The sequence below is a fragment of the Rhodococcus sp. IEGM 1372 genome (assembly GCF_030056835.1).
Classification (GTDB): Bacteria; Actinomycetota; Actinomycetes; order Mycobacteriales; family Mycobacteriaceae; genus Rhodococcoides.
This window is the reverse complement of record NZ_JASHKS010000004.1, coordinates 208,309-224,908: the sequence shown is the minus strand read 5'-3', so window position 1 is coordinate 224,908 and position 16,600 is coordinate 208,309. Positions and strand designations below refer to the sequence as shown.

General features: G+C 64.8%; 14 protein-coding genes. 8 read left to right on the top strand and 6 right to left on the bottom strand.

Translation table 11 applies throughout. From position 1 onward, the window contains the following. Positions 1 to 9 precede the first annotated feature (9 nt). Genes rplB through rpsJ form a run of 5 tightly spaced genes read right to left on the bottom strand, consistent with a single transcriptional unit; the run spans position 10 to position 2,847 of the window. Positions 10 to 846 (bottom strand): 50S ribosomal protein L2, encoded by an 837-nt coding sequence (gene rplB, locus QM590_RS07355; protein WP_008718311.1) that lies wholly within the window; start codon positions 844 to 846, stop codon positions 10 to 12. Positions 847 to 885: 39 nt separating this feature from the next. Then, complete coding sequence (gene rplW, locus QM590_RS07350) at positions 886 to 1,191, bottom strand: 50S ribosomal protein L23 (protein ID WP_027496310.1); 306 nt, start codon at positions 1,189 to 1,191, stop codon at positions 886 to 888. Further along, the gene (gene rplD / locus QM590_RS07345; RefSeq protein ID WP_008718317.1) at positions 1,188 to 1,865 is read right to left on the bottom strand and encodes a 50S ribosomal protein L4; all 678 of its coding nucleotides are present in this window, start codon (positions 1,863 to 1,865) and stop codon (positions 1,188 to 1,190) included. Before rplD ends, rplW begins: the two co-directional genes overlap by 4 nt. Then, the gene (gene rplC / locus QM590_RS07340) at positions 1,862 to 2,527 is read right to left on the bottom strand and encodes a 50S ribosomal protein L3 (protein WP_027496309.1); all 666 of its coding nucleotides are present in this window, start codon (positions 2,525 to 2,527) and stop codon (positions 1,862 to 1,864) included. The genes rplD and rplC overlap by 4 nt, the downstream gene beginning before the upstream one ends. A gap of 14 nt (positions 2,528 to 2,541) precedes the next feature. Continuing rightward, positions 2,542 to 2,847, bottom strand: a complete 306-nt coding sequence (gene rpsJ / locus QM590_RS07335; RefSeq protein ID WP_003938093.1) for a 30S ribosomal protein S10 — start codon at positions 2,845 to 2,847, stop codon at positions 2,542 to 2,544. Positions 2,848 to 3,338: 491 nt separating this feature from the next. On the opposite strand from rpsJ, the gene QM590_RS07330 reads away from it, so the two are divergent. The 8 genes from QM590_RS07330 (at position 3,339) to QM590_RS07295 (ending at position 10,571) form a co-directional block, all read left to right on the top strand. Then, positions 3,339 to 3,833, top strand: a complete 495-nt coding sequence (locus QM590_RS07330; protein WP_269594378.1) for a hotdog fold domain-containing protein — start codon at positions 3,339 to 3,341, stop codon at positions 3,831 to 3,833. A 12-nt stretch (positions 3,834 to 3,845) separates the two neighbouring features. Then, complete coding sequence (locus tag QM590_RS07325; protein ID WP_269594377.1) at positions 3,846 to 4,748, top strand: prephenate dehydrogenase dimerization domain-containing protein; 903 nt, start codon at positions 3,846 to 3,848, stop codon at positions 4,746 to 4,748. A 34-nt stretch (positions 4,749 to 4,782) separates the two neighbouring features. After that, positions 4,783 to 5,736: an AurF N-oxygenase family protein gene (locus tag QM590_RS07320; protein ID WP_269594376.1), complete on the top strand. Its 954-nt coding sequence runs from the start codon at positions 4,783 to 4,785 to the stop codon at positions 5,734 to 5,736. Between the two features lie 122 nt (positions 5,737 to 5,858). Next, positions 5,859 to 6,830, top strand: coding sequence for a daunorubicin/doxorubicin resistance ABC transporter ATP-binding protein DrrA (locus tag QM590_RS07315; protein ID WP_068051396.1), 972 nt, complete (start codon positions 5,859 to 5,861; stop codon positions 6,828 to 6,830). Then, complete coding sequence (locus tag QM590_RS07310) at positions 6,827 to 7,684, top strand: ABC transporter permease (RefSeq protein ID WP_149405331.1); 858 nt, start codon at positions 6,827 to 6,829, stop codon at positions 7,682 to 7,684. The genes QM590_RS07315 and QM590_RS07310 overlap by 4 nt, the downstream gene beginning before the upstream one ends. A 10-nt stretch (positions 7,685 to 7,694) precedes the next feature. Next, on the top strand, positions 7,695 to 8,549 hold the full coding sequence (locus tag QM590_RS07305) for an ABC transporter permease (RefSeq protein WP_149405330.1): 855 nt from the start codon (positions 7,695 to 7,697) through the stop codon (positions 8,547 to 8,549). A gap of 46 nt (positions 8,550 to 8,595) precedes the next feature. Continuing rightward, positions 8,596 to 9,486, top strand: a complete 891-nt coding sequence (locus QM590_RS07300; protein WP_269594375.1) for a glycosyltransferase family 2 protein — start codon at positions 8,596 to 8,598, stop codon at positions 9,484 to 9,486. Positions 9,487 to 9,635: 149 nt separating this feature from the next. Then, positions 9,636 to 10,571 (top strand): esterase/lipase family protein, encoded by a 936-nt coding sequence (locus tag QM590_RS07295; RefSeq protein ID WP_411741305.1) that lies wholly within the window; start codon positions 9,636 to 9,638, stop codon positions 10,569 to 10,571. Between the two features lie 69 nt (positions 10,572 to 10,640). On the opposite strand, the gene QM590_RS07290 is transcribed toward QM590_RS07295, so the two are convergent. Further along, entirely contained in the window at positions 10,641 to 16,496 is a 5,856-nt protein-coding gene (locus QM590_RS07290; protein ID WP_269594373.1) for a non-ribosomal peptide synthetase, read from the bottom strand. Positions 16,497 to 16,600: the final 104 nt, after the last annotated feature.

Genomic DNA, 16,600 nt, shown 5'->3' with positions numbered 1-16,600 from the left:
AACTCCCTCCTAGCGCTTGTTCTTGCCGGTACGACGACGACGGACAATCAGCTTGTCGCTCGCCTTGTTCTTGCGGGTACGGCCTTCCGGCTGTCCCCAGGGGCTGACCGGGTGGCGTCCACCGGAGGTCTTGCCCTCGCCGCCACCGTGCGGGTGGTCGACCGGGTTCATCACGACACCACGAACGGTCGGGCGCTTGCCCTTCCAGCGCATGCGGCCGGCCTTGCCCCAGTTGATGTTCGACTGCTCGGCGTTGCCGACCTCGCCGACGGTTGCGCGGCAGCGCACGTCGACGCGACGGATTTCACCGGACGGCATACGCAGCGTGGCGTAGGGGCCTTCCTTACCGAGGAGCTGGATGCTCGCTCCGGCGGAGCGGGCCATCTTGGCGCCACCACCCGGACGGAGCTCGACCGCGTGGATGGTCGTACCCGTCGGGATGTTGCGCAGGGGCAGGTTGTTGCCGGGCTTGATGTCGGCATTGGCACCCTGCTCGATCGGCGAGCCCTGGGCGATGCCCTTGGGTGCGACGATGTAGCGCTTCTCGCCGTCTGCGAAGTGCAGCAGTGCGATGTTCGCGGTGCGGTTGGGGTCGTACTCGATGTGAGCGACCTTGGCCGGCACGCCGTCCTTGTCGTTACGACGGAAATCGATGAGACGGTACGCACGCTTGTGACCGCCACCCTTGTGCCGGGTGGTGATACGACCGTGTGCGTTACGTCCACCGCGACCGTGCAGCGGGCGGATCAGCGACTTCTCGGGGGTCGAACGCGTGATCTCAGCGAAATCGGAAACGCTGGAGCCACGACGGCCCGGGGTTGTCGGCTTGTATTTACGGATTGCCATGAGTCTTCTCGTCCTCTATATCCGAAGAGTCCCAGTCGCTTACGCGACCGGACCTCCGAAGATCTCGATGGGCTTGCTGTCGGCGGAGAGCGTTACGAGCGCGCGCTTGGTGTCCTTGCGCTTGCCGTAACCGAACCGGGTCCGCTTACGCTTGCCCTGACGGTTCATCGTGTTGACGCTGGTCACGGTGACGTCGAAGATCTTCTCGACGGCAATCTTGATCTGCGTCTTGTTCGAGTCCGGGTGCACCAGGAACGTGTAGGTGCCTTCTTCGATCAGTCCGTAGGACTTCTCGGAGATGACCGGTGCCAGCAAGATGTCGCGGGGATCGGCGATCGTGGTCACTTGCTTGCCTCCTCGTTCTTTGCAGGCCCAGCGATGAAGGTGTTCAGCGCTTCCACGCTGAAAACGACATCATCGGCGTTGAGCACGTCGTAGGTGTTGAGCTGGTCGGGTGCGATGGGATGCACGCCGTCCAGGTTCTGAACGCTCTTCCAGGCTGCGATGTCCTCGCGGCCGACGACGAGCAGGACCTTCTTGCGGTCCGAGATCTCGGCGAGGAACGTCTTCGCACCCTTGGTGGACGGAACCTGTCCGGCAACCAGTTCGGTGATGACGTGCAGACGCTCGCTGCGGGCCCGATCCGAGAGGGCTCCGCGCAATGCGGCGGCCTTCATCTTCTTGGGGGTCCGCTGGCTGTAGTCGCGCGGCTGCGGTCCGTGGACCGTGCCACCGCCGACGAACTGAGGAGCGCGGGTCGAGCCCTGACGGGCGCGGCCGGTGCCCTTCTGCCGGTACGGCTTCTTGCCGCCGCCGCGAACCTCGCCACGAGTCTTCGTGGAGTGGGTTCCCTGACGAGCAGCTGCCAGCTGTGCGATGACGACCTGGTGCAGCAGCGCGATGTTCGCCGGAGCGTCGAAGATCTCCGCGGGGAGATCGACGGTGCCGTTGGTCTTGCCGCCGGCTTCCTTGACATCGAGCGTCAGCTTGGTCTCGGTGTTCTTCTCGAGGCTGGTCATGCCCGTGCACCACCCTTCAATGCAGACTTGACGATCACGACGTTGCCGCGACGGCCCGGGATCGCTCCCTTGATCAGCAGCAGACCGTTCTCGCTGTCCACCTTGTGGACCGAGAGGTTCTGCGTCGTGACGCGGTCGCCACCCATACGTCCGGACATGCGCATTCCCTTGAAGACGCGACCGGGCGTTGCGCAGCCACCGATGGATCCGGGACGACGGTGCACGGCCTGTGCACCGTGGCTCGCGCCCTGACCCTTGAAGCCGTGACGCTTCATGGTTCCGGCGAAGCCCTTGCCCTTGCTGGTGCCGGTGACGTCGACGTAAGCGCCGTCCTCGAACACTGCAGCGGTGAGCTCCTGGCCGACCTCGAACTGCGAGGCGTCGGCAACGCGAATCTCCACGATGTGGCGACGCGGCGTGACACCTGCCTTCTCGAACTGGCCGGTGGTGGGCTTGTTCACCTTGCGCGGGTCGATCGCACCGAATGCGACCTGGACGGCGCTGTAGCCGTCACGTTCCTGGGTGCGGATCTGGGTGACCACGTTGGGGCCTGCCTTGATCACGGTCACCGGAACGACGCGGTTGTTCTCGTCGAAGACCTGGGTCATTCCGAGCTTGGTGCCCAGAATTCCTGTTGCAGGCCGGTTCTTGTTATCAGTCATCGTTGTCTCCGCGCTCACTGGATGTTGACGTCGACACTGGCCGGGAGGTCGATGCGCATGAGCGCGTCCACCGTCTTCGGTGTCGGGTCGAGGATGTCAATGAGCCGCTTGTGAGTACGCATCTCGAAGTGTTCGCGCGAGTCCTTGTACTTGTGCGGCGAACGGATGACGCAGTACACGTTCTTCTCTGTCGGCAACGGCACCGGTCCGACGACGCGGGCACCCGTACGGGTGACCGTTTCGACGATCTTGCGCGCTGACGCGTCGATCGCCTCATGGTCGTAGGCCTTGAGCCTGATGCGGATCTTTTGTCCCGCCACGCTTAGTGTCCTTTTCTTGCCGCTTGGTCGTAGAACGGGCCGTTCGGCCTGCTCCACCTCGTCTGCACAGTCCCCGAGCCGTGGGAAACCCACCGACTCGAACTGCCTTCGTGCACACACGACAGTGAAAAACGTTGACGACCAGGCGTGACCTGATTCCGTTGCCGCTCTTCATCTGTCATGGTTCTCCGGTCCACGCGCTCGGGCGTGTCGCGATTCCGCTCATTCTTCTGGGCTGAAACTTTCGCTTCAACCATCCGAATCCAACGAAATCCGCACCGATCGAGCTGGTGTTCCGGACGCGCTCACGTGGAGCGCTGGTCTCATGTTCTTGCTCAGTCGGCTTTTCGGCCAACTCACCTGTGTCAGGCCGCACGCATGCGCGTCCCGTGTCCAGGCAACCCGACCAGTATGCCGCAGACCGGGCATCAGATCAACTCGGGGCCGATCGATCGTCACCGCGCTACCTTACCGAGCAGTAAGGTAGCGCCATGACCACCGTCGAGAACACCACCGGCGCCACGTATCGCGCCTGGTCGAAGCTACCCAACAACGGTATCGGCTCCACCCTCTTCTCTGTCGGCATGTGCCTACGGGTTCCGTACTTCGCATCCGTACTGCCCCGTGTCGTCGCGCTCGAGCCGGGGCGCTGCGAGGTCACTGCCCCCAAGTGGTTCGGCATTCGAAACCACCTGGGCACCTTCCACGCCATCGCGGCCTGCAACCTCGCCGAGGTCGCGATGGGCATGCTCGCCGAGGCGACCGTCCCCACCTCGCACCGATGGATCCCCAAATCGATGACGGTCCAGTATCTGACGAAGGCCACCACATCACCGCGCGCGGTCGCCGCACTCGACGATCTCCCCGACTTCGGGACGGTCACCGATGGCATCGACATCGTCGTGCCGGTCGCGATCCGAGACACAGCCGGCGTGGAGGTGGTGCACGCGGACATCACCATCTGGGTCTCTGCCGCATCTCGTTGACATACTCGACCGATGAACTCGGTGACGCGGTCGGAGCCCGACAACTCCGTGATTGTGGTCGGAGGTTCGGGAGCGGTCGGACGTCTGATGGTCGACCTGCTGCGCGGTGACGGCGCTTCGGTCACCGTCGTCGACATCCACGACGGTCCCGACGCCTTTCCCGTCACGGTCGGTGACATCACTGCGCCCGACGAACAGCTCGCAGCGGTGCTGGCACGTGCGGCGACGGTCATTCTGGCGTTGCCCGAATCCGTGGCGCTGGCGGCGGACCTGTCTGCGCTGCGGCCCGACGCTCTGCTGGTGGAGACCCTGTCGGTCAAGTCCGGCTTCTCGCGCCATGTGCAGGGCGCACGTCCGATCGGTGCCGTGGTGGGAATCAATCCCATGTTCGCCCCGTCGCTCGGAATGGCCGGACGTCCCGTCGCCGCCGTCGTGCACCGACCCGGCCCGCCGGTGGATCTCTTCATCGAGGGAATCTCGCGGTGGGGCGGTCGAGTAGTGCTCCTCGACGCTGCACGCCATGATCGCCTCGCCGCCGCGACGCAGGCGCTGACACACGCCAGTGTGCTGGCGTTCGGCCTGACTCTGGCCGAACTGGACCTTCCGTTCGTCGACATCGACGCCGTTGCGCCTCCCCCACACGCGACGATGCTCGCGGTGCTGGCGCGCATCACCGGCGGTGAACCCGAGGTCTACTGGGACGTACAGGCAGGCAATCCGCACGCCGCCGATGCCAGGGCGGCGCTGCATCGAGCGACGCAGACGGTGAGCGAGACCGTCGATTCCGGCTCCGAGGCCGACTTCGCTCGCCTGTTGACGCAGGCCGAAGCCGCTCTGGGCGGGAACGGCGATCGGTATCGAGCATTGTGTGCGGAGATGTTCGGTATCGTTCGAGGCAGCGGCGGTAACCGATAGCCGCAGTCGGACGAGCGGAAAGCGGGGGCACGCGATGTTGGAGCAACCGTCGTTGCCGGAATTCGACTCCACCGATGTCGTGGAGAGCGCCGTCGTCGCGCGGTTGGCGAAGAACTGGTCACAACGCGCGACGGTCAAGAAGCCCGAACCCGAACTGGACGATCTGTTCGACGTCGCCAAGCAGGATTTCCCCGACGCTCTGATCCCGTTCGGTGAGCACGACACCTTCACCGGTGCCACTCCCGAGCAACAGAATCGACTTCGGGCGTGGGGCTGGATCGCGTTCAACAAGAACGTGATGGACGTCGAGCAGCATGTCGTTCATCCCGGCTTCGCCCTGCTGGCGCAAGACGTGTTCGAGACCGGGATGGGTGACACCCTCGCAGTTGCGGTGACCCAGGCCATGGTGGACGAGCAGTACCACACCCTCATGCACCTCAACGCGAGCGCAGCCACCAGGCGCGGACGCGGTTGGGCCCTGTCGGAACGCTCTCTGCCGTTCAGCTCCACCGTGCGCCGGCAACGCGCGGCACAGGCGAACAGTGACGACCCCTGGTCGGCCGCGATCAGCTCCCTCGCGTTCATGACGGTTGCAGAGATCTCCATCACGTCGTACCTGGACCTGATCGAGGACGACGACGTCATTCAGCCCATCAATCGGGCAACGGTCAAGCTGCACAACCGCGACGAGTACTGCCATGCGTCCATCGCCGACGACATGGCCGCGATCGTCTTCGAGCGACTCGGTCCCGACGACCGGCAGAAGTTCCTGGACGGCCTCGTCGATGGCATGGACGCGTTCTCGAGCAGCGATTTCTCCACCTGGGGACGCATTCTCGAACTCGAAGGCGTGCTGGGAGCCGAGTCGATGCTCGCCGATGTCGAGCAGGACAAGAGCCGGCGCGCGTTGGTTCAGGACTACAGCGGGTTGCGGTCTCTGTGCCGAAAACTCGACGTCGAGAACAGTATCGATATCGACTGGGGCTGACTGCGGAACTCACGCAACGACGCCCCTCCACGTAACATCCACGGCGAATTTCGCTATCAAGTAGTGGCCCTCGACTCCACGGGGTCCGGTCCCACCACTCCCCCCGACAGCTCGGAGATTCGATGTCGTCAGCTCAACACGCAGCCGTACACGTGGAGGACGTACACAAGTCCTTCGGCGATGTGCAAGCGTTGCGCGGCATCAGCTTCTCCGCGGAGCGGGGAACAGTTCTGGGCATTCTCGGCCCGAACGGTGCAGGCAAGACGACGACCGTGAAGGTGCTCTCCACCCTGATCGCACCCGACAGCGGCAGAGCCTTCGTGGCGGGTCACGATGTCGCAACCGACGCTCCGGCAGTACGCCGCTCGATCATGATGACCGGGCAGTACGCGGCCCTCGACGACACACTGTCCGGCCGGGAGAACATCGAGCTCTTCGGTCGTCTGATGGGTCTGGACAAGAAGGCCGCGAAGGCCCGCGCCAAGGCGCTGCTCGACGAGTTCGACCTCTCCGATACCGGCAAGCGCCCCGTGCGCGGCTACTCGGGTGGTATGCGTCGCCGCATCGACATCGCCTGTGGCCTCGTCGTGCGGCCGGAGGTCGTGTTCCTGGACGAGCCGACCACCGGACTCGACCCACGCAGTCGGCAGGGAGTCTGGTCGCTGGTCGAGGCACTCAAGGCGCAGGGCATCACCGTGCTGTTGACGACGCAGTACCTCGAAGAAGCAGACGTTCTGAGCGACAACATCATCGTCATCGACAAGGGCACGGTCATCGCAGAGGGCACGTCGGACCATCTCAAGGCCATGACCGGAGGAAGCTACTGCGAGGTCGTTCCCCTCGATCCCGGCCAACTCCGTGCGGCCGCCGAAGCCCTGGGCGACATGGTCCCCGCTGCAGTTCACGCCGAGATCACTGCTGCCTCGGACCGGCTCTCCGTTCCCGCACCCGACGGCGCGGCAACGCTGTCGGAGATTCTGCGCCGTATCGATGCGAGGGGAATCGTGCTCGCCGACATTGCCCTGCGCCGCCCGTCGCTCGATGACGTGTTCCTCACCCTCACCGGGCACTCACAGACGAGCACCACACCGTGACGGCCACTACGCGAGGCGTCGCCGATTCGAAGGCCAGGACCGTCCAACGGGCCGATGTCGGTTCGACCGCTCAGCAGCCGAAGCGGCGGTCGAGGACGAAGCCGTCGGGGTTCGTGCAGTGGCAGGCCCTCACCGGCCGCGCACTGTGGACCATGCTGACCAAGGGCGAGTTGCTGGTCGCAGTCATCGCACCGCTCATCTTCACCGTCGGCTTCTATCTGCCTCTCAAGTTCGTCATGGGTTTGCAGGGCATCGATTACGCCCAGTTCCTGATGCCGATCATCGTGTTGCAGGCCATGGCGTTCACCGCGATCTCGGCGGCACAGCGCGCCTCGGCCGAGGCGATGAGTGGTCTGAACTCACGGTTGAAGACCATGCCCGTCGTACGGGGCGTGCCACTCGTGGCACGAATCTCGAGCGGTGTCGTCCGCTCGTTGGTCTCGCTCGTATCCGCCCTCGGTTTCGGCTATGTCATCGGTTTTCGCTTCACGGCAGGGTTCGGTCAGGCCCTGTTGTTCTGCGCACTCGCCATGCTGATCAGCACCACGTTGTCGATCGGGGCCGATGCGATCGGAACTCTGTCGAAGAGTCCCGAAGCAACCAGCCAGGTGTTGACCCTCCCCCAGCTCATTCTCGGGATGGCGTCGTGCGGGTTCGTTCCGGAAAGTGGATTCCCGGAACTCATCCGACCGTTCGTACGCAACCAGCCCATCTCGCAGTTCTCCTTCGCAATGCGAGATATGGCCGAAGGAGGAGTCACCTTCCAGGTGTTGTGGCCGTCGCTCGCGTGGGTGACCGGATTGATCCTGTTCTTCGTACCGCTCGCCATCTGGGCGAGCTCCAGGCCAGAGTGAAGAGTCCGACATGACGATGTCCGAAGCGTCGGTGAACACGACCCGCGTGTCCGGCTTGACCTTCCCCGAACCCAACATGGTCCTGGGCGAGAGGTCTGTCCGTGCCCTCTGGACCCACAGTCTGATCCAGGCCAAGCGTCTGTTGATGCGATGGATGCGCGATCCGTCGACGATGATCCAGGCGTTGTTGTACCCCGCCTTGATGCTGGTCATGTTCCGTGTCGTACTCGGGAACTCGATTTCGGCGGCCACCGGTGCGCCGGCGATCTACGGCCAGGTGCCGATGATCGCTCTCGTCGGAGCCATGTTCGGATCGATCGTGAGTGCTGTCGGTCTCAAAGGCGAACGCAAATCGGGTTTGCTGTCACGGTTCTGGACGACACCGACGCACCGTGCCGCCGGTCTGCTGGGCAGGATGATCGCCGAAGCAGTTCGAGTGCTCGTCACCACCATCGTCATCACCTTGGCGGGTGTCGCGATGGGGTTCCGATTCACCCAGGGAATTCCGGCCGGCATCTTGTTGATTCTGGTGCCGATCGTGTTCGGTATCGGGTTCGCGGTCATGGTGACATTCCTGGCCACCGTCGCCGGCGACGCACCCCTGGTCGAAGTCGTGTCGATCTTCGCCACTCTTCTCATGTTCTTCAACGCCGGCTTCGTACCTGTGCTGGCCTACCCACCATGGCTTCAGCCCGTCGTCGCGGCGCAGCCGATGTCGGTGGCGGTCGATGCAATGCGAAACCTGGCAATGGGTGGTCCGGTCCTGACACCGGTGTTGCAGACTCTCGCGTGGTCGCTCGGAATGGCAGCAGTGTTTCTGATCCCGGCAATTCGCGGCTACAAGAAGGCGTCGTCGGACGGCTGATCGAAGTGGCTCCGGTCGACCCACGGCCCGGAACGGAGGTGACGTCGTGAAGCATGCGCACTCCGCACATCCGTCGATCTCGGTGATCATTCCTGTGGGCTCGTTGGATCCCCTGCTCGACGCCCAGTTGCAGGCGTTGGCGGAGCAAGATGTCGACCATCCGTTCGAGGTTCTGATTTCGGACAATGCAGGCGACGGACGAGTCAGCGATCACGTCGCTTCGCATCCCCTGCGGGATCGACTGCAGTTGACCTGCGTAGACGCGTCACAGCAGGTCGGTGCGGCGCACGCACGCAATCGCGGTGCCGAGAGCGCCTCCGGCGACCTGTTGATGTTCTGCGACGCGGACGACGTGGTGCATCCGTCGTGGCTACGAACGCTCGCCGAACTGGCTCGGACGTTCGACGTGGCAGGTACCGCAGTGGAGACGCACACGTTGAACAGTGCGCGAGCGCTGTCCTGGACTCCGACCACACCGCCCGAGAACCAGGGCCGTACGGATTTCCTGCCGTTCGCCATCGGGGCCAGCATGGCCTGTTGGGCGTCGGTCTATCGCGATGTCGGTGGCATGGACAACCGGTTCAGGGCCAGCCAGGACGTCGAATTCTGCTGGCGCGCGCAACTGTCCGGCTACACCCTCGGTTTCAGTACCGACACTGTCGTGGCCTACAGACTGCGCGCCGAGCTCCGACCCATGCTGCGCCAGTCGTTCCGGCTCGGATTCGGCTTCGCCAAGCTGCGGGGAATCTATCGGCCCCAGGGGTGCCCGGCCATGAAAGTTCGTACGGTCCTGTCGTGGTGGACAGCCCTGTTGGTTCGCAATCCGCTGCTACCGACGGCATGGACCGGGCTGGCCCGTGGTCACTGGTCGAGGGCTCTCGTCATCCGGGTCGGCGAAATTCGCGGGGGCATTGCCTATCGCGCGTTCAGCTGGTGACGTCGGACACACCCACTGGCTCACCGACCCACCCGGCCTGCAGTCTTGATCCGCGCGACTGTAACGGATGGATGACCGATGTTACGGTCGACAACACAGGCCTGCCGAAACCGGCGGCGCGTCCCACGCCTTCACACGAGATCGAGGCCATGTCGAACACGCTTTCCCGAGTGCTGCCCACGGCGGTTGCTGCCGCCGTCGCCGGTGCCCTGGGCTTGACCGGGGCGGGAACGGCGACCGCAGCACCCTCTCCCACCGGCACCTCGGTGTCGGCCACCCCCGTACTCGAGGGTGCCAACGACTTCGGCTGCGTACCCAGTGCGGCCCATCCGCGCCCGGTCGTTCTCGTACACGGAACCAAGATGGATGCGTCGACGTGGAAGACACTCGCACCACAGTTGAAGAGCGAGGGGTACTGCGTCTTCGCCCCCAACTACGGTGGCGTCTCGCTCCTGCTCGATCCGAGCACCACCATCTGGGGTTCGGGCGACATCGCCGAGTCGGGACGTCAGATCGGCCGCTTCGTCGACGAGGTACTTGCCGCCACCGGTGCCGAACAGGTCGATCTCGTCGGCCATTCACAGGGTGGTACTTCTTCACGCCAGTACATGAAATTCGACGGCGGCACCGATCCGCAGGACCCGGCCCGCAACAAGGTTCACACCTTGGTCACCCTCGGTGCCACCAACCACGGGACGACGTTCGGCGGATTGCAGCAGCTCTCCGAACTGCTGACCTCGCTCGGACTCCCCGGCGACGCGCTCACCCCGTTGACGTACAACATGGCCGGTGCACAGCAGTTGGTCGGTTCGACGACGTTGACGAGCCTGAACGACGGCGGTGACGTCCAACCGGGAGTCGAGTACACCGTCGTCGCCACACGCAACGACACGGTGTCGACACCCCCGGGGAACACCTTCCTCCGGTCGGGTGATCCGTCGACGGTGCACAACGTCTGGGTCCAGGACGTGTGCCCGGCCGCCACGACATCGCACATCGGCCTCGTCACCGACCCTGTGCCTCTGTACATGGTCAAGTCGGCGCTCGATCCCGACTACGCAGCGACGACGCCTGCACCCTGCTGACACAGCACGAACCTTCACCACCGGGGCCTCACGACATCACGTCGTGAGGCCCCGGTCGTGTTCGACGGTCTACCGGTCCAACTCGGACTGCAACACCGGTCCGATTTCGGCGAGCGCAGACTGCGACGCCATCTGCCAGTGGGTGGAATGCACGGGCACCACGTTCACGCCCCCGTCGACCGCGTCCTCCCACGTCGACGCTGCAACGGTTCCGGTCGGATCGTCGACGACCGACGCGAAGAGGATCGACCGCCCGACGAATGTCCGTGGCACGTACGAGTCGATCAGCTCCGCCGAGCGGGCGATCCCGTCCAGTATGCCGGCTATCCGTTCGCGGGATATCGCGTCGAACGGAGCAGGCATCGATGCCAACAGTTCCGCCACGGAATCGACCGTGAGCTCTCCGATCTCGATATCGGAGTCTGTTCCCAGGCCGAGGCCGCCGAGCATCTCTCCGGCCGACACGGGGCGGTCCACGAGGTGGTCGGTCCTGCCCGCGACGAACGAGTCCATCATCGCCAGCGTTGCTACCGACTCGCCTTCGTGCTGCAGTTGCACAGCCATGGCGTGCGCGATCGATCCGCCCATCGACCAACCGAGCAGGTGGTACGGGCCGGACGGCTGCACGCTGCGAATCCTGTCGACGAACAGGGCGGCCCACTGTTCGATGGATTCCGGCAGGGGTTCGGCACCGGAGAGGGCAGGTGACTGCAACCCGTAGATCGGACGATCTTCGCCCAGGTACGCCGACAATCCTCCGAAGGCCCAGGAGAGCCCGACGATGGGATGGATGCAGAACAGCGGTGACGCGGAACCACCGATCCGAAGGGGAATCAATGTGTCCAGCCCGCTGGATTCGGCCCCCTCGACAGGCGACGCTGTCGCTGCGGTGATCCGCGCGGCGAGCGAGGCCACGGACGCGTCGACGAACAACCAGTTCAGCGGTATCGGCCCGCCCACGGCCGCTCCGAGCTTGGACACCAACTTGACCGCCAGCAGCGAGTTGCCACCCAACGCGAAGAAGTCGTCGTCCAACCCGACGCGCTCGACTCCCAGGACGTCCGAATACACCGCCGCGATCGATTCCTCGACCGGTGTCCGCGGAGCGCGGAACTCGCGGATCTCGAATTCCGGGGCAGGCAACGCCCGACGGTCCAGCTTGCCCGCCGCATTGAGCGGCAACGCGTCGAGCACCACGAACGCGGACGGCACCATGTACGACGGCACCGCCGACCCCAACTCCGACCGGACCGCCTCGACCTCGATGTCGGCTCCGACCGCGGGCACAACGTACGCCGCCAACGACTCCCCCACCGACAACTGCGCAACCACCACAACGGCCTGACTCACCGCCGGAGACGCCGTCAAGGCAGTCTCGATCTCCCCCAACTCGATTCGCTGCCCACGGAACTTGACCTGGAAGTCCGTCCGACCGATGTACTCGAGCCGCCCGCCATCCATCGACCACCGAACCAGATCGCCGGTGCGATACATTCGCGCCCCAGCATCGCCGAACGGGTTCGCGACAAAACGCTCCGAAGACAGGTCCGGCCGCGCAACGTAACCCCGAGCCAACTGCACCCCGGCGAGGTAGAGCTCGCCCGGCACACCCGCAGGCACCGGATGCAACCGCGAATCGAGAACGTGGACAGAGGTATTCCACTCCGGCACCCCGATGGAGACCGAGCCATCCACCCCGACGTCCTCGGAGACGTCGCGATACGTGACACTCACCGCCGCCTCGGTCGGTCCGTACAAGTTGTGCACCCGAGCATCCGACACCGCGCGGCACGTATCCACGGTCCGCGCGGGCAACGCCTCACCGATCACGAAGATGTGCCGAAGCGAAGAGATGGACTGTGCAGCAACCGATTCGGCGAACACCGTGAGCATCGACGGCACGAAATCTGTCACCGTCACACCATGACGGGCGATCTCGGCCGCGACGGCCTCCACGTCGCGCTGCGCGCCCGGGGCCGCCACGATCAACCGACCCCCGGTACGCAGCGGCAGGAAGAACCCCCACAACGACACGTCGAACGTCGTAGCCGTCTTCTGCAAGTAGACGTCCGACGCGTCGAGACCGTACTCCTGCGCCATCCACACCATCTGGTTGACGATGGCACGATGCTCGACGGCCACCCCCTTCGGCCGACCTGTCGACCCGGACGTGAACAGCACGTACGCGAGATCGACACCGGAGGCACGAGGGAATGCCACCGACCCGACCGGCGGCGGCGGATCCGTGATGTCGACAACCGGAATCGCTGTCCCCGTGGCGAAGTCGTCTCGCGCCGTCGACAGAACGACAACCGGCGACGCCGTGTCGAGAATGTAGTCGTTTCGCTCGGACGGCTGATCCGGATCCACCGGAACGTACGCCGCACCGGACCGCAGCACGGCATACATGCCGACCACCAGCTCGATCGATCGACGCATGGCCAACCCCACCGACACACCCGGCCCGGCACCGTGCTCCTGCAACAACCACGCAGTCGCATCCACCCGGTCCGAGAACTCCCGATACGTCAACGACTGTTCGCCGAACACCAACGCCACCACATCAGGCGACTCGGCCACCACCCGGTCGAAACCATCCAGCAGCACCTCGTCCGAATCGACAGCCACCGCGCTGCCGTTGCCCCGCAACGAGAGTTGTTCACGCTCAGCCGAATCGAGAACGTCGATGTCGCCGACCGCGAGTTCGGGTCGAGCGGTCACGGAGTCGAGAACGGCCACCAGCCGGTGCCCGAAGGACGTCACTGTCGGCTCGTCGAACAGATCCGTGGCGTACATCAACTCGACGGCGAGCCCTGCGCCGTCGCCCCGCTCGGTGAACGTCACCTGGAGGTCGAACTTGGCCGATGCCACGCCGGACCCGAACGCCTCGACGGCGAGATCGGGCAGCTCGAACGAACCCTGCGAGAAGTTCTGGAAGAACAGTGCAACCTGCACCAGTGGGTGTCGTCCTTGCGAACGCACCGGATCGAGTACCTCGACCAGACGCTCGAAGGGAACGTCGACGTTGTCGAACGCCTCGAGGTCGGCCGTACGTACCGTGTCGAGAACCTCGACGAACGAGGCACCCGAGTCAACAGGGGTTCGAAGCACCACCGTATTGACGAACATGCCCACCAAATCGTCCAGCCGCGCGTCACCACGGCCACCCACCGGCGCTCCGACGGCGATGTCGCCCGTACCCGACAGTGTCGCCAGCAACACGGCCAACGCGGCGTGCACCACCATGAACGGGGTCGACTCGTTGGCCCGGGCGCATTCGACCACTCGGGTGTGCAGCTCGGGATCGATATCGAACGACACCACCGCCCCTCGTCCCGACGCGACTCGGGGGCGCGGCCGGTCGGCGGGTAAATCCAGTTGTTCGGGTAGGCCGTCGAGTGCGTGCTGCCAGTACTGAATCTGCTTGCTGGCGACGGATTTCGGGTCCGATTCGGAACCGAGCATGTCGAGTTGCCACAGCGTGTAGTCGACGTACTGAACCGGCAGCGGCGTCCACTGCGGTGCCGATCCACTGCGTCGCGCGAGATATGCCGTCATCACGTCCCGAGACAGCGGAGCCATCGACAGCCCGTCGGCCGAGATGTGGTGTGCCACGAAGGCCAATACGTACTCCGGCATCGGACCGGCGGGGTCGGTGACCTCGAACAGCCGAACGCGGAACGGAATTTCGACCGTCACGTCGAATCCACGGCTGAAGAATTCGGTGACGTCGGCCAAGGCGCTGTCACGGGTGACGGAAACCGCGGCCGTGTCGACCTGCGCATCGGCCTCGTCGAGCACCTGCTGATAGCCGCTGCCGTCGATGTCGGGATAGATGGTGCGCAACGATTCGTGGCGACCGACCACATCGAGGACGGCGGCCTGCAGCGCATCGATGTCGAGGGAACCGCGCAGCAGCAGAGCAACCGGCACGTTGTTGAGCGCCGACGCGGTGTCCAGTCGGTTCAGAAACCACATGCGTTGCTGAGCGGACGAGAGCGGAATGTGTTGCGGCCGAGCCCTCGAGGCGTCGAGCTGGGCCCGGACCGGAGCGTCGACCGAGTCGACTGCGTTCGCGAGCGCCTCGACGGTGGACGACTCGAACACAGAACGCGCGGGCACGTGCACGCCGAGAGCCGAACCCAGTCGCGCGGCGAGTTTGGTGGCGATCAGCGAGTTGCCGCCGAGCGCGAAGAAGTCGTCGCCTGCACCGACTCGTTCGACTCCGAGCAGCTCGACGAATATCTCTGCTACCGCCTGTTCGGTGGGGGTCGACGGAGCCCGGAACTCCGTGGCCTCGAACACCGGTTCCGGCAGTGCGTCTCGGTCCAGCTTGCCGGTGGGAGTCAGCGGGATCGTATCGATCCGCGTGATCACCGAGGGCACCATGTGCGCGGGCAGACTCCGCCCGGCCTCGTCCAGCACCCGGTCCAGGTCGACGTCCGCCCCTGCCACCGGCAGTACGTAGGCTGCGAGAACGGTTGCGCCAGTAGGACTGCGGTGACCGAGGGTCACAGCGAAATCGACCCCGTCCTGCGCTGTGAGAACGGCGTCGATTTCACCGAGTTCGATCCTGAAGCCTCGGATCTGGACCTGAAAGTCGTTGCGGCCCAAATATTCGATGGCACGTCCGGACGCCACTTCCCGCCACCGCACCAGGTCACCGGTGCGGTACAGTCGACTCTGATCCGAGATGCCCTCGGCTGCATAGGGATTGGCTACGAATCGCGCCGCGGTCAGCGCAAATCTTCGATGGTAACCCCGCGCAAGGCCGGCACCGGTCAGATACAGCTCCCCCGGCACCCCGGCCGGTACCTGCCGCAACCGGTCGTCGAGCACGTGGTAGCCCATGTCTTTGGTGGACGGCCCGAGCAGCACGGTTTCGCCGGCGTTCAACGGCGGCGAGATGTTGCACACCATCGACGCTTCGGTCGGGCCGTACACGTTGAGAAACCGTCTGCCCGGTGCCCACTTCGACATCAGCTCCGAGGTGAATGCCTCGCCGCCGATCGCGAGCACTCGCATGTCGGGAACCTCAGCCGGGTCGAGCGAGGCCAGCGCTGCCGGGGTGATGAACGCATGGCTGACGCGGTGGCGGCGGAGCATGTCAGCCAGATCGGAACCGCCGTAGACGCCGGGTGGGACTATGACCATCGTCGACCCTGCGCCCACGGCCATCAGTAGCTCCAGCACGGATGCATCGAAGCTGGGGGACGCGAAATGCAGTGTGCGCGAATCGGAGTCCAGCCCGTAGGTCTCGACCTGAGTGGAGGTCAGCGGAGCCAGTCCGGCGTGGGAGACGGCGACGCCTTTCGGCAGACCGGTCGAGCCGGAGGTGTAGATGACGTACGCGAGCGTGGACGGGCGAATCGGTGCCCGTCGGTCTTCCGCTACGACGGGATCGTCGGAGAACCCCTGGAGTGCGCCTTCGGTGTCGGACGAGTCGAGGCTGATCCACGACACCGACGTCGGCATCGTGTCCTCGAATTGTGTTGCAGTGACACCCATTCGCACGCCGGAGTCGTTCACCATGTGCGTGATGCGGGCGGCCGGGTAATTCGGGTCGATGGGCACGAAAGCAGCACCGGTCTTCGCCACGGCCCACACGGCCGTGACCGATTCGATCGAACGGGTCAGTGCCAGAGCCACGAAATCCTCGGGACCGACCCCGCGTTCGATGAGCAGCCGGGCGAGCCTGGACGACCGGGAGTCGATCTCCCGATAGGTGAGCGACCGGGTGCCGAACTCCACCGCGGTACCGTCCGGGTTCTTTTCCACCGCCGCGGCGAGCAGAGTCGGCAGCGCGACCGTACGGGCCGGTCGCTGTCGGGTGGGTCGTGCACGGGTAGGCCTGGGGCGGCTCGACCGTCCACCCACTCGGCCGCCCGACTCGGACGGTGTGCCGGTCGATCCATCCGAACTCATCTGAACTATGACTCCTCACCAGTGTTGCCCCGCGCTCGGTCGTGGACGACGCGTCGGCCGATCCGACCGTTCATCGTCCGCGACGCGGCGAGCGTTGCAGTTCG

Bases quoted from the DNA above. Each gene is read 5' to 3' on its own strand.
- QM590_RS07320 (WP_269594376.1), top strand. From the start codon at position 4,783: ATGTTGGAGCAACCGTCGTTGCCGGAATTCGACTCCACCGATGTCGTG.
- rplD (WP_008718317.1), bottom strand. From the start codon at position 1,865: ATGACCAGCCTCGAGAAGAACACCGAGACCAAGCTGACGCTCGATGTC.
- QM590_RS07330 (WP_269594378.1), top strand. From the start codon at position 3,339: ATGACCACCGTCGAGAACACCACCGGCGCCACGTATCGCGCCTGGTCG.
- rplB (WP_008718311.1), bottom strand. From the start codon at position 846: ATGGCAATCCGTAAATACAAGCCGACAACCCCGGGCCGTCGTGGCTCC.
- QM590_RS07325 (WP_269594377.1), top strand. From the start codon at position 3,846: ATGAACTCGGTGACGCGGTCGGAGCCCGACAACTCCGTGATTGTGGTC.
- QM590_RS07315 (WP_068051396.1), top strand. From the start codon at position 5,859: ATGTCGTCAGCTCAACACGCAGCCGTACACGTGGAGGACGTACACAAG.
- rplC (WP_027496309.1), bottom strand. From the start codon at position 2,527: ATGACTGATAACAAGAACCGGCCTGCAACAGGAATTCTGGGCACCAAG.
- QM590_RS07290 (WP_269594373.1), bottom strand. From the start codon at position 16,496: ATGAGTTCGGATGGATCGACCGGCACACCGTCCGAGTCGGGCGGCCGA.
- QM590_RS07295 (WP_411741305.1), top strand. From the start codon at position 9,636: ATGTCGAACACGCTTTCCCGAGTGCTGCCCACGGCGGTTGCTGCCGCC.
- QM590_RS07305 (WP_149405330.1), top strand. From the start codon at position 7,695: ATGACGATGTCCGAAGCGTCGGTGAACACGACCCGCGTGTCCGGCTTG.